The sequence below is a fragment of the Clostridium sp. genome, assembly GCF_050717515.1.
GTDB lineage: Bacteria > Bacillota > Clostridia > Clostridiales > Clostridiaceae > Clostridium_AD.
In genome coordinates, this window is sequence record NZ_JBOITL010000032.1 from 207,652 (window position 1) to 221,593 (window position 13,942).

Genomic DNA, 13,942 nt, shown 5'->3' on the forward strand with positions numbered 1-13,942 from the left:
TAATCTAAATAACCTGTAGTGGCAAAATTCATTGCAACTATTCCATTTTGGTAAAAAAGTAAATATTGATATGGATTGTAAACAACAAATTAAAGGTGGTAGATAGTATGAAAAGATTTTTCAGTCTGGTTTGTATGGTAATGACCATAATAATGATACTGTCAATTAATAGGTCTAAGGTTTTTGCAGGAAAAGCAGAAAAAACTATGACTATCCTTTTTACTCATGACATGCATGATCATTTTCTTCCCTTTAATGTTAAGCAAAATGAAGAAATTTTGCAATTAGGAGGATATGCACGATTACAAAGTGCTATTAATGAGGAAAAGAAAAAGGATTCGGATTTACTATTGGTTGATGCTGGGGATTTTTCCATGGGTACTCTATTTCAATCCATATATGCAAGTGATGCACCTGAGCTTAGAACAATGGGACAGATGGGCTATGATGTAGTAACCCTAGGAAACCATGAGTATGATTTTAGGGCCAATGGTTTGGCAGGGAGTTTAAATGCTGCAAAAAACAGTGGGGATAAATTACCTCAAATTGTACAGTCAAATGTTTTATTTCCAACGGATAAAAATGGAAAGCTAAGCGCAACATTGACAAATCTAAAGCAGGCTATGGATGAGTATGGTGTTAAGGACTATACCATAATAGAACGTGGAGGCGTAAAAATAGGCGTTTTTGGTTTAATGGGAACGGATTCTGCTTCAAATGCACCTATGTCGGAAGTGAAGTTTGCAAGCACTGTTGAAAAGGCTAAGAGTGTAGTTAATATATTAAAAAAAGAAGAGAAGGTAGACCTTGTTGTTTGTCTATCACATTCAGGTATATCAATAAATGGGTCGGAATCTGAAGATGAAACACTTGCAAAAAAGGTTCCTGAAATTAATCTGATAATAAGCGGACACACTCACACCAAGTTAACTAAACCTATTATGGTTGGCAAGACTATTATAGGTTCATGTGGAGAATACAGTCAAAATTTAGGGGTTATTAATCTTTCACAGTCATCAAATAAAGAGTGGAAGCTAGATGCCTATAAGCTTAGACAAATCGATAATAGTTTACCAGAAGATACAAAAATTTCTGGAACTATAGATAATTATAAGAAAATTGTTCAACAAAAATATCTTAATAAGTTTGATATGAAATTTGATCAAGTACTAGCAAATTCACCTTTTAACTTTGTGGCAACATCAGAGATAGGGCTTGTGCATGCTGAGGATACATTAGGTAACCTTATTAGTGATGCATATGTATACGCTGTAAAGAAAGCAGAAGGTGTGAATTACGAGCCAATTGCAGTGGCGCTTGTGCCTAGTGGTACAATACGAGGCTCATTTGTGAAAGGTAATATAACTGTAGCCGATGCTTTCATATCAAGTTCCTTGGGTATAGGCGCAGATAAAGTTTCGGGTTATCCTTTAATTTCTGTATATCTTACTGGTAAAGAATTAAAGACAGCCTGTGAGGTTGATGCTTCAATTTCTCCTATAATGACTAGTGCACAGCTTTATATGTCTGGTGTAAATTTTAAATTTAACCCAAATAGATTAATTTTAAACAAGGTTACGAATACTACATTTCAAAAACCAGATGGTACTTTTGAAGTGATTAATGATACAAAACTATATCGTGCTGTGGCTGGATTATACTCGGCACAGATGCTTTCCGTTGTGGGCGAAAAATCTTTCGGTATTTTATCAATTGTGCCAAAAACTAAGAATGGTGCACCTATTACCGATTTTGAAGCTCAGATAATTACTAATACTGCAAATGGAAGTGAGACCGAAGTTAAAGAATGGTTAGCAATTGCGCAATATCTCAAATCATTTGATAAAGTAGAGGGCGTTGCACAAATTCCACAGTATTATAGTCAAAATCAAGCTAGGAAGCTGGTGGACAATAATCATAATGTGTTCCAATTACTTAAGAATCCAAATGGTATTGCACTTGTAGCGTATACCCTTGTTATAGTTATTATTACCCTCCTTACTTTGGCTATTGTAAGAATTGTGACAAGAAAAAAGCGAAAACAAAGGCGTCTTGCAAAAAAAAATGCAAAGAAAATAGCTAAAGTGGAGTAATTCTATTTTAGACATAGTAAAAGACCAACAAAGAAAATTGAATTTTTTTGTTGGTCTTTTTTTTGAATCTTATTAGTGAAAAAATGGTATAATTGTATTTGTGATTATAAAGGAAAGATTAAGTAAAGTGTTTTATTTAGAGGATGCTTTTGTATAGGTAGATTTCTTTTTAGAGTGAATTATTCTCCATCAAAAGGGTGGGTGAATTTTGCAAAGCACAAGTTAAAATGGAGGTAAGTACTATGGAAAATAATAAAATAAAAACGAAAGTTTTAAGACCTAAATTTGACAGCGATTTAGATGTCATAGAGTTATCTAAAGAAAATATAGTGGATGAGTCTATATTTTCTTATGGGATAATTAGTGATTGCACTTTAGAAAACCATCAAGCAGACAGGGTGAATTTTAAGCAAGTAATATTCAAAAAAGTTATTTTTAATAAAATAACTTTTAGACGTATAGAGCTTGTGGATGTGAGATTTGAAAATTGTGATTTATCAAATGTAGATTTTAATGAGGCTTCACTACATAGAGTAGAAATTGTAAATTGTAAAATTATTGGTATTAATTTAAATGAAGCTACCTTGAGAGATGTGACTTTTGAAAATTGTAATGGTCAATTTGCTTTCTTTAGTTATTCTAATTGTAAACAAGTTGCATTCCTTCAATGTCAATTACGTTCTTCAGATTTTCAAAATTCGAAATTTTTAAAGGTTGAATTTAAAGAGTCTAATCTACTCCAGGCTCAGATGAATTTTACAAGTCTTAAAGGAATAGATTTTACTAGTTGCGATATTGAAGGTATAGGAGTAAATATTGCTGATCTTAAAGGCGCAAGAGTTACTCCTATACAAGCAGTTTCTCTATCGAGCATACTAGGTCTCATTATTAAATAAAATCAACTTTATAAATTAGTTGTTATGCCATAACGAATGTAACATGCCTTATTAAATTGTTATTTACAAGGGTAAAATCAATTTTTAGCCAAATTAAATCCTAATACTTAAAATTTATGTTATAATAGATTATAAACAAGCTATTATTTATGACAGGTTTTTTATTTAAATAAAGTAAATATAAAATATGCTTTGCCTCACATTGGGATTATGCGGTGCAATAATATCATAAAAATTACCGACTTGTCTTAAAAAGATAAGTCGGTTTTTATAGTGCGTCCAATATCAGATGTAGTGTCTAATAGACCCTTAAGCAAATGCCGGTATAACAATATTACTTAACAAAAAAATAGATAGTCAGCGAAATAAAAACATAGGAGGAAGTTAATGAAAAACACGAAAATATGGTTTAATAGATGGTTTTCAACTGCATATATTTACATAGATATGATAAGAAACAACCTTGATGGTAGAAAATTTGAGGTCTATGTTACACACGCGATAAAAGAAAGTATTGTACTGCAAAATGCAGATCATGCTGAAATAGAACCTTTGCTAATAGGTAAGGAGTATGTGGATTATTGCTTAGATTTTTGCAAGAGAAATGAGATTGATCTCTTCATACCCAAGTATGATATGGTATCAATTGCACCACACCTTAAAGAGTTTGAAAATATAGGGACTAAGGTAATGGTGTGTTCAGATATGGAACTTATGGAAACAATTGATGATAAGGCTAAATTCTATGAAAGCGTAAGACCCTATAATATCATAAATATACCTGATTATTTTGTAGTAGATAATGTTAAAGATTTCAAAATAGCTTATGAAAGTTTAATAAAAAAGGGACACAGAGTATGTTTTAAACCTGTGATTGGAATAGGTGGAGAGGGTTTTAGGGTTATTGATGATAGAGATGATACATTTGAAAGTATCTTTGAGCCTATAAATCATAGAATATCTTTAAAAAAATCAATTAATTTATTAGGAACAAAGAAATCATTTAAACCATTAATGGTTATGGAATTCTTACAAGGAAATGAGTACAGTATAGATTGTCTTGCTTATGATGGAAAATTATATGCGGCAGTACCTAGAAAGAAAATGTTGGGGAGATTAGAATATATTGATGGTAATCCAGAATTGATTAAAATGGCTAGAAAGTTTGCTGAAATATATAAACTTCCATATATGTTTAATTTGCAGTTTAAGATGAAAGATGGAGTATGTAAACTCCTTGAAATTAACCCAAGAATGTCAGGTGGATTATATATATCAGCACTCTCAGGAGCAAATTTTCCATACTTAGCTGTAAAACTTGCTTTAGGAGAAAAAATTGAAGTTCCTGAACTTAAATATGATATTATGTCCACGCATTTAGAAAATTCTATAGTAATGAAAAATGTTATATATAAAGATGCGAAAGTAATATCATAATAAAGATATTATATAAACTGAAAATAGTTTTACTAACTATATTTCGATTGCAATAAAATGTAAAATAAAAACAAAAATGTAAATATTTATTGATATATAAAGTGAAAGGGAATAATATTATTTGAGTTTCAACAATAGTGTATACAGCATCAAAAACAGATTTTGTATACACTATCAATTGGACATAATTGTTATTTAGTAGCGAAGTTACTTAAAAAATTCTGTACTGCTTTCCAATATTCTTCATTGCCTGGTGTAGTACTCCATAATGCACTAGAACCATGACAACCCTCAGTTTCAGGTATAAAGCCTACCTTTTTCTTAGAGGTGAGATTATCAAAAATAGATTGCCAAGCAGAATGCTCATTCTTAGCTGAAGTAATAAATATGGGACAAGTTAAATTTTTACTATATTCAAAAACAGATTTATCATTAATGTAGAAATAGTCTCCTGGAGAGAAGGCTAAGATTCCATCAATATCTTTTGCATTATTTGCGGCTAAGGGGAAAGCTAATAATGCTGAATAAGAACTGCCCCAAACTATAATTTTATCAGGTTTAATTTTATCTTTTACGAAGTGTAATGCAGCCTCTAAATCAAAATACGAATCTTCATATTCTATAGGTTTGTCCAAGGCTAGTGCACTTGAAAATGTTTTATTATCAACACTTTTCATGGAGCTTCCAGCTCTTTGATCAACCGCCATGCAATTGAAACCTAGCTCATTCAATTTTGGAGCTATTGTAAGGTACTCACCTCTACTAGCGTCTGCTTGATGAAAAAGAAGAATAAATGGTGCTTTTTTATTTTCAGTCATATATAAATCAGCTGTAATTTCAACTTTATCTTTGGCTTTAAATGTTATTGTTTGATTTTTTAAGTCAAGAGATAAACAATTTTCAGATTTATTAAAGTAGTAAAACGCACCGCCTCCTATTACTATGATACAAACGATAAGTAAGGTAATTAAGGTATTTTTTTTCAACTTTATCACTCCTTAAAATGTAATTTGTGGTAATGTGTTTAATAACATAATAAAAATATATCATTTTTATTATGTTATTAAAACCCAAGATAGTTAATACTTGATAATAAGTACATTTAAATTGTAAATAGTATAGTTGTATACTATAGGAAACTTCATTTAACGATAGTTATAGTAGCTCTTAGGATAAGAGCTACTAAAGGTGGTTTGTAAATAATAAGGAGCAGGTACCTAACCAAAAATTGGTTGTGTACCTGCTCCTTATGACTATAGTTTGAATTTATTTACTTCTTCGATAGTTCTTGTTGCAATTGACGTTAGCTTTTCTGCGCTAATCGCCACTTCCTCTGAGGATGCACTCATTTCCTGTGCAGAAGCGGCTATCTCCTCTGAAGATGCTGAATTTTCTTCTGATACTGCAGAAGCATTTTCAATTTTAACTATTATAGAATCTTTGTCACTATTAATTTTATTTACTTCTAAATTTGCAGTTTCAATTAAAGGTAGCATTTTTTCGATAGCAGTAATAATATCCTTAAATACAGATATTGAACTATCAATTATATCAACTTGATCTACAAGGTCAGAATCCACTTTATTAGTAGTAACTATAACCCCTTCTGTTTCCAATGAAATAGTTTTTAACAAAGTATCTATCTCTGTAGAAGAATTTTTACTTTGCTCTGCAAGTTTTCTAATCTCATCAGCAACAACGGCAAAGCCTTTTCCTGATTCTCCAGCCCTAGCTGCCTCGATAGCTGCATTAAGTGCTAATAAATTTGTCTGATTTGCAATGTTGTTTATTAAAGTAGTAATTTCATTTATTTTATTAATACTTGTACCTAGTTTAGCAATTTTTGTACTTACATCCTTAAATGCACCACTAATATTACCAACAGACTTCACCAAGTCCTCTAGCTTCTCATTACTATTTGTAGCCATATTATTAACACTCTTAGCGTTAACTTCAACCGCTTCAACAGATAATACTATATTATCTATAGCATTACCAAAAGCATTTAAATTTGAAGACATTTCAATTAAATCCGTTGCTTGAGAAGTTGACCCCTCTGCAACTTCATGTATAGCACTTGCAACCTCTTGGGTTGAAGATGTCATTTCCTCCGATATAGCAGACAAGGATAATGATTGTTCACTAATAGTATCTGTATTTTCTTTTATTGTCTTTAGTATTTGACTTATTGCAGCGATAGTTATTGCGAATTCTCTTTTCATTTTACCAAATTCATTCGTGCCACTTTTATCTAACTTAATAGTAAAATCTCCAATTGATACAATAGCTAATGCATTTGAAAACTCTTTAATAGAAGATTTAACTAAGAATATTACTATTAAGGATATTGATGTTAAAATTATGAAAAGAATTATACCCATTGCAATAAAGGTATTTCTACTGCTATTATATTGCTGCAATGACTGAGTATATATTTCTTTTGCTGACTTTTGATTCAATTTAGTAAGTTCAAGCATGTTTTTAGATAATTCAGTTCCTGATATACCATATTGTGCAACTTCTTCATTTGTAGGATTTTGTCCCTGCTTCTTCTTTTCTTTTACTACATTTATACCGGCAAAGTAATCCTCATAATTTTTCTTAAGAGCACTTAAAGTTTCCTTTGCTGTTGATGTAGTACAATATTTTTCGATTTTAGCTGTATTTTCTTTAAATAATTTGTCATTTTCATCTAGAATACTTATAATAGCGGGATTAAAGGGTCTATCGATTAGCTTAGTAAAATTTTGTCTTATTAGCCCTAGTTCACCATTAAATTCTGCTAATATGGAGATAGCCATCAGCTGCTGTGAATAGATTGTTTCTACATTTCCATTTAATTTTTTCATGTTAATAAATCCATTTACCCCTATCACGAGTGAACAAATAAGTGATATAATCCACATTGCAATAATGCTATTAACAATTTTTAGGTTTTTAAGATTTTTCAAAGTTAGTCCCCCTCTACTTTAATTAAATAAATTATTTTCTGTATTTATTTATCGATTAATTCAAAGTTATCTTTAGTGAGAATTTAACTAAATTATATTTTTCTAAATAATATACAAAAAAAGTAATGAACTCTTTGAGGAAAAAGTCCTAAATTCATTAAAATATTATTGGATTATCATAAGACTTATAATTAACGTATAAATACAACGATATTGTTTAATTTTTAGTAATTATGACGGAAACATAAAAAAAAGAGATTATGAATAATTCTTTTCTTTATTAAAGCTTAATGCAAGGATAAGTATGTTGAGATGTATTTAATTTATATATTTTCACAATCATCACTCCTTAAAATGTAATTTATGGTAAAATATTAATTACATACTGAAAATACATTATTAATATTTGTAAACTTAAGCCGAGGGGGAAGAATATATGGAACAATATACTATTAATATAGAAACTAATGTGGCACTGCCTATAGTAATTACTTCTGATGAAGCGTTTTTGCCCGAGCATTACTCTATGTTTAGGATTATTTTTATAGAAGAGGGAACTGGAATAATTAACATCAATGAGAAATCAACAGTGTTTATGGCTCCGTCAATATTTTGTTTAAATGAAAATGAAATTGTTGCGCTAGAGAAGGAATGCAAATTAAAAGTACAGGCGATATTTTTCAAACCACAAATAATTAATAGTATTTTAACTATAGATAATATAAAAAAAAGTTTAGAGACTTTAACAATGTCAGAGATTCAGGATTATTTTTACATACTACCTTTTATATGTAGAGTAAATAATTTTACGGGCAATTTTGAAATTGGAACTGTTATGGCAAAAAAAATTAGCCATCTTTTTGAACTGTTAAAAGCTGAAATTATTAGAATTGATAATTTGTATTGGGCCTGCAGAACCCGTTCTTTTTTTCTGGAAATTTTATTTCTAATACAGTATTCATATACAGATTCTAAAGTAGAGTCAAATATGCAGTTAAGTTATAAATCATCTGATATAAATGATATTATTTTATATTTACACACTAACTATGATAAAAAAATAACCATTAAGCAATTAACAGATATTTTTCACATTAACAGAACAACTTTATCAAATAACTTTAGTCATGCTACTGGTATGTCTATAATAGATTACCTAGTGAAGCTTAGAATTAAAGTAGCTTCTATGCTACTTAGGGATACTCATTTGACTATATCTGAAGTGGCATATAAATCGGGATTTAATAACAATACGTATTTTTTGCGTACCTACAGAAACTACGTAGGCTGCACTCCTTCCGAATATAGAAAAAAGGCTGATTCACTTACTTAAGAAATAGCGGAGTAATAAAGAGCTTCACTTTATTACCCCGCTATGAAATTTAAATTAATAGAGCACCTTGAGAAAAATATAAAATTAATAAAGGCTTAATTGATTTAAATAAGGATAGCTAATAAGGAAAAAGAATAAGTAAATTTCTTTAGGACATCGGACATATAACAATAACTTCATAGGGGGTGGTTTGGGCTGGGATACTCTTTGTGGTAGCACCATAGACAACAATTAGATTTCGGTTTGCGGGGTTTTTGGTAAAGGCTTGCCCGTTTTCTAGTACTATCTGAGTATAGGGGGCAATGTTTAATTTTAAATAATTATCGCTACTCACCAACTGATTGTTAAAATAGTCTACTTTCACATTTTTATATGGTGTATTTCTTGTCATAATAATTGCTTGAAATTGTGGCGGAAAAATGAGAGGAACAGGCGCATTTGCATCAAAAAATCCAGTTACATTATCTCCTAATCTAACCATTACATGGTCTACAAAATAAGTTGCCGGTGTCACCACGAAATTCACTATAGTTCCAAATTCGTCTTCTACAGACATTAATTTATAACAGCCTAGACCTTCTCCACTTTCATTTGTCCAAAAATCATTAATCATGGTAATGAAACCAGTAAAAGAGTTAAACTTTATCATTTTCACCCTCCATTCCTATTTAAACTCCTGATCTATGATATTTTAAAAGCATTGGAAACTACGAATATCTCTCAGATCCATTCCAAAATATCTCCAAGCATTTCTATTAAAGCGAAAGCCTGCTACAGACCTAGGGCCTACGAATACAAGCCATGCCCAAAATCCGTTCCCTCTTCTTGGCCATATATAGACAAATCTATATATGCAAGGTCTAATTGCACCTGGGTCTATAGCTAGAGGGGTAGCACCGAATTGTTGTGATTTAGGTTCCGATGGTGTAAAGTTTGGAGGACCAGAAGGTGGGGCACCCTGAGGACTTTGAGGTCCTTGTAGGAAAGGACCTATTTGCCTGTATTGATAAGTGAGTGGAAAATATTCAGCCTCTAGTTCATAAATATAGCTTTGATTATAAAGTCTAATAGAATCTTCATCAATATACATTTAATTAACTCCTAAAAGTATTTACAATTACAGTATATGATGTATTATAGTTTTTTGTTATTTAAATTTAAGGCTTATTGATAATATGGTTAACAATTATGTTTTTATAGGATTCCCTCAGTTCACATTTAAAGAATATTTTCAATTAATAATTTAAAGTTTTCTAGTCCCAATTTCTCTAATGTCCTACCTTCTTTTCTAAAATCTCTGTTAAGTGCAGCAGAAGACATATTTATTAGGGAGGAGCATATTGGGGTGAGTATTTCTAAATGTTTACCAATAGATTCCATTAGTACTAATCCCTCAGGTACATCTTCTGTTATGTATCTAGAATTAGAAACAAATGGACCTTTGCAGGAATGGTTATTAGCATAATCAAAAAACACTTCAGTGGCATCTAGACTAGTATCTAAGGAATTCCTGAATTTACATTCTTCCACATATGTATTTCCTTTGCAACCTAATTTGTTTAATATTTGAATTTTTTCTCCATCTAAAGCGCATACAATATTCCATACTGATTTTGTAAATACCTCTTTATACATCCAGTATTCTCCATTAGCATATTCTATTCTTGGTATACTCATAAATGCGCCAATAGTATGAACTATTAAATTAGGATTGTTTAAGGCAGCCTCAATAACGGATTTTGATTTTACAAAATTATATCCTAAAGCTTTTAACATTTCAAGAGTCTCATGAGCTTTTGATTCTGGATATATCCCTATTGGATTTCGTACATTTTCAAATAATACTGTTACCTGACCTGCCTTAGTTATTCTACAATCCATTGGCGAACTTTCTGCTTCTACTATAGTTAAATTTTTATTCTTGCAATGTTCTAAGAAATACATTGTTGCTAAATATCCTGGTTCAATTAATATAACTTGGTTATCTAAATATGGTGCCATTTTTTTAATAACATCTTCTTGATAATTAGTTTGTACATATAATATTATAAGCTGCGAATTTTTTAGTGCTGACTCATAGTCAGTGGTTATTAAATTTATCTTTGCTTCTTTACTTTTACCCTTTCTAATAAATTCAATTTTATAACCATTGTCAACCATAGCTTCATAATGTTCATTATGAAGCATTTTAGAAGTCTTTAATATTGTAACCTCATGACCTTTTAATGATAAATCCGCTGCTATTGTACTACCAGCATTTCCTGCACCTGCTATTGTGATTTTCATTTCTATTTTTCCTCCTATTAATTATTATGTTTCAAACCTTCCATATAGTTTGTATTCATGTAATGTGAAATTTACATAAAGACTAGTATATTATCTATTATATACCTTATTTAGATTTAGCTCTGAAATTTCTCATATATATCTTTTTTTTTCAATAATCAATAATTTGAATTTTTTAACAAGTCGCAGTTACCTTCTGTTGTTAACTAATTCTGACCAAATTCATAACATACACTTTACAATGAACTGTTAGAATAATTGAAACGAATATATTTTAGAAACGTATTTTATATAAGGTGGCTTTTAAAATTTTAGTTTTATTAATCTAATAATTTATTAGAAAGGTGAGGATTAAAATGAAAGAAGAAGAATTATTATATAATGTAATATTTCCAACAGATGAGGATCCTAATTATATTAATTATGGTTATTTTATAGGGAGGAACAAAAGAAGCATATATAAATTAAAAGCTACTATTAATGAAAGCCAACTAAACGTAATATTAATTTGCGATGGCAATAATGAAAATGCTTTTTTTGCTAAAGTTTTTCAAAATGAAGTAGACAGATTTTTGAAAATTATCAATGATTTTAATTTTAAACAAATTAATATTAATAATCAGTTTATGAATGAAGTAAAGTATATGTTTGGGGAAGAGGTAATATATAATCGAAAAAGGGTGCACAAGGCACATCAATATCAGTATCCACAGAAATTTACCAATGGAATAAAAAACTGGGAAATACCATATGTACTAGCATTAAATCCAATAAAAGAACATAAGCTATCCTTAAAAAGAGCAATTTAATTTATGAAAATTAAAATGAGTTTATTTGACAAAAATAGAAATATAGTTTAAAATGCATATGTAAGAACAACACAAATATTGTGTAAGAATTTAGGGATAAGGCAATTTTTTTTTGAAAAACAATTTAATAACTATTTAAGTTAAACCACGAAGGTTCTGCTTTTTTTTATATTTTGAAAAAGCACCAGAACTTTCGTGGTTTTTATATTTTTTATGTACCTTAATGAAAGGATAGGATGTTGTGAATGATGTAATTTACATGGGGAAAAAAGTAATGCAGTTTATTTTTGTTATATTTCTGTTGTCTATAATTGTTTTTTATATGGCAAGGTTGTCACCTGGGGACCCTCTGATGTCTTATTATGGGGAAGGTGCTGAAAGGATGAATACTACAGAAAAATTGGATGCAATGGAAAAGTTGGGACTAAATGAACCTATATATAAACAATATATTAGCTGGTTATCAAATGCAGCTCATGGAGAATACGGTATATCTTATAAATATAAACAGGACGTTACCACAGTAATTGGAGATGTTTATAAAAATACAATTATACTGGGTGGGCTTGGTTATATATTCACATTTTTGTTTGCATTGCTTTTAGGAATTTTTTGCACACTACATGAAGATAAGATCATTGACAAAATTATATGTAAAGTAGGTGTTATAACTACCTGTATTCCAGCATTTTGGTTATCGCTAATATTAATATTGGTTTTTAGTATTAATTTAAGGATATTACCTTCAAGTGGTGCATATGCAATGGGTAAGTCAGATAGCCTTGTAAGTAGAATAGAGCATCTTGTCTTGCCTTTAACTGTGCTGATACTTAGCCACCTGTGGTATTATACCTATATGATTAGAAATAAATTAGTGGAAGAAATCAGACAAGATTACGTGTTATTATGCAAAATCAAGGGTTTAAGTAAAAAGAAAATTGTATATAAACATTGTTTGAAAAATATTATGCCCTCTTATATTAGTGTTATGGCAATATCCGTTCCTCATATTTTAGGAGGAACTTATGTGGTAGAAAAAGTTTTTTCTTACCCTGGACTCGGTTCCCTCTCTTTTGAGAGTGCTAAATATCATGATTATAATATGTTGATGTTGCTTTGCCTTATAACGGGGATATTGGTGGTTTTCGTAAATATGCTATCACAAGTACTTAACGATAAAATAGATCCTAGAATGAAACATGATGGGGGGGAGCAGGATTGGCAATAGAAGGTAGCGACTTTGAAATAGTTGGAGAAAATTATCTTTCAGAGGAGATAAAAGTAGCGCAAAAAAAAAGCTTTAAAAAAACCCTGAAAGAAAAACCTTATATCTCAATAGGAGTATTGCTGATAATAATCCTTGGATGTGTTTTTTATGGGAAAATAGTTAAATTAGATCCTGCTTATATGGACTTAAATAATATTAATGTGCCTCCGAGCTTCACCTTTTATTTTGGTACGGATTCTTTGGGCAGAGACATTTTTACTATGATTTGGTATGGTGGTAAAATCTCTTTATTTATCGGGGTTTTTGCTACAATAATATCAACTACAATGGCAGTTGTATATGGAAGCATCAGTGGTGTTGCCTCAGAACTTATAGATGATATGATGATGCGATTTACTGAAATCCTACTTAGTATACCATCCATTTTGACCGTGATTTTCATTCAAGCAATGATAGGTAAGGCGAGTCCAGTATCCATTGCCATTGTAATTGGAATTACTAGTTGGATGAATGTTTCTAAAATTGTACGAAGCGAGGTAAGGAAAATTAGAAATAGTGGTTACATTTTAGCAGCAAAGTGTGCAGGGGGTAAATTTTTTTATATTTTAAAGAGACATCTGCTACCAAATTTCATTTCAGCAATAATGTTTATGGTGGTAACCAATGTTGGAAGCGCCATTGCAATAGAATCAACTTTGAGCTTTTTAGGAATAGGTCTTCCCATTGAAATTATCTCATGGGGTAGTATGCTCTCCCTTTCGGAAAAAGCACTATTATCAAATTATTGGTGGATTATCTTGATTCCAGGTATGTTTTTGGTGGTTACATTGGTTTGCATCACAAATATAGGGAATTATGTAAGGAAGAAAAACAATAAAGAATTTAGCAACTTATAAAGATATAAAGTGT

At 30.4% G+C, this 13,942-nt stretch carries 12 protein-coding genes; 7 read left to right on the plus strand and 5 right to left on the minus strand.

All coding sequences use genetic code 11. The features are described 5' to 3' along the window. Nucleotides 1-107 precede the first annotated feature (107 nt). The 3 genes from ACREV6_RS16955 to ACREV6_RS16965 all read left to right on the plus strand — a co-directional run bounded on the left by ACREV6_RS16955 (nt 108) and on the right by ACREV6_RS16965 (nt 4,426). Nucleotides 108-2,093 (plus strand): bifunctional metallophosphatase/5'-nucleotidase, encoded by a 1,986-nt coding sequence (locus ACREV6_RS16955; RefSeq protein ID WP_431579223.1) that lies wholly within the window; start codon nt 108-110, stop codon nt 2,091-2,093. A 242-nt stretch (nt 2,094-2,335) separates the two neighbouring features. Continuing rightward, on the plus strand, nt 2,336-2,989 hold the full coding sequence (locus tag ACREV6_RS16960; RefSeq protein ID WP_431579224.1) for a pentapeptide repeat-containing protein: 654 nt from the start codon (nt 2,336-2,338) through the stop codon (nt 2,987-2,989). A 387-nt stretch (nt 2,990-3,376) separates the two neighbouring features. After that, nucleotides 3,377-4,426, plus strand: coding sequence for an ATP-grasp domain-containing protein (locus ACREV6_RS16965; protein ID WP_431579225.1), 1,050 nt, complete (start codon nt 3,377-3,379; stop codon nt 4,424-4,426). 191 nt (nt 4,427-4,617) lie between these two features. On the opposite strand, the gene ACREV6_RS16970 is transcribed toward ACREV6_RS16965, so the two are convergent. Beyond that, on the minus strand, nt 4,618-5,412 hold the full coding sequence (locus ACREV6_RS16970) for an alpha/beta hydrolase (RefSeq protein ID WP_431579226.1): 795 nt from the start codon (nt 5,410-5,412) through the stop codon (nt 4,618-4,620). Nucleotides 5,413-5,679: 267 nt separating this feature from the next. Next, the gene (locus ACREV6_RS16975; RefSeq protein WP_431579227.1) at nt 5,680-7,377 is read right to left on the minus strand and encodes a methyl-accepting chemotaxis protein; all 1,698 of its coding nucleotides are present in this window, start codon (nt 7,375-7,377) and stop codon (nt 5,680-5,682) included. Between the two features lie 436 nt (nt 7,378-7,813). Between ACREV6_RS16975 and ACREV6_RS16980 the strand changes: the two genes are divergently transcribed. Further along, a complete protein-coding gene (locus ACREV6_RS16980) occupies nt 7,814-8,710 on the plus strand; it encodes a helix-turn-helix transcriptional regulator (RefSeq protein WP_431579228.1) in 897 nt (298 codons plus the stop codon). Between the two features lie 148 nt (nt 8,711-8,858). Here ACREV6_RS16980 and ACREV6_RS16985 read toward each other — a convergent pair whose 3' ends face one another. The 3 genes from ACREV6_RS16985 to ACREV6_RS16995 form a co-directional block, all read right to left on the minus strand. After that, a complete protein-coding gene (locus ACREV6_RS16985; protein ID WP_431579229.1) occupies nt 8,859-9,359 on the minus strand; it encodes a hypothetical protein in 501 nt (166 codons plus the stop codon). Nucleotides 9,360-9,401: 42 nt separating this feature from the next. Further along, on the minus strand, nt 9,402-9,800 hold the full coding sequence (locus ACREV6_RS16990; protein ID WP_431579230.1) for a hypothetical protein: 399 nt from the start codon (nt 9,798-9,800) through the stop codon (nt 9,402-9,404). 128 nt (nt 9,801-9,928) lie between these two features. Then, nucleotides 9,929-10,996 (minus strand): NAD/NADP octopine/nopaline dehydrogenase family protein, encoded by a 1,068-nt coding sequence (locus ACREV6_RS16995; protein WP_431579231.1) that lies wholly within the window; start codon nt 10,994-10,996, stop codon nt 9,929-9,931. Nucleotides 10,997-11,352: 356 nt separating this feature from the next. Between ACREV6_RS16995 and ACREV6_RS17000 the strand changes: the two genes are divergently transcribed. From ACREV6_RS17000 to ACREV6_RS17010, 3 genes are all read left to right on the plus strand, one after another. Then, nucleotides 11,353-11,805 carry a hypothetical protein gene (locus ACREV6_RS17000; RefSeq protein WP_431579232.1) on the plus strand — a complete coding sequence of 151 codons (453 nt, stop codon included), beginning with the start codon at nt 11,353-11,355 and terminating at the stop codon, nt 11,803-11,805. A gap of 274 nt (nt 11,806-12,079) precedes the next feature. After that, on the plus strand, nt 12,080-13,033 hold the full coding sequence (locus tag ACREV6_RS17005) for an ABC transporter permease (protein WP_431579429.1): 954 nt from the start codon (nt 12,080-12,082) through the stop codon (nt 13,031-13,033). Beyond that, nucleotides 13,024-13,929, plus strand: coding sequence for an ABC transporter permease (locus tag ACREV6_RS17010; protein ID WP_431579233.1), 906 nt, complete (start codon nt 13,024-13,026; stop codon nt 13,927-13,929). Before ACREV6_RS17005 ends, ACREV6_RS17010 begins: the two co-directional genes overlap by 10 nt. Nucleotides 13,930-13,942: the final 13 nt, after the last annotated feature.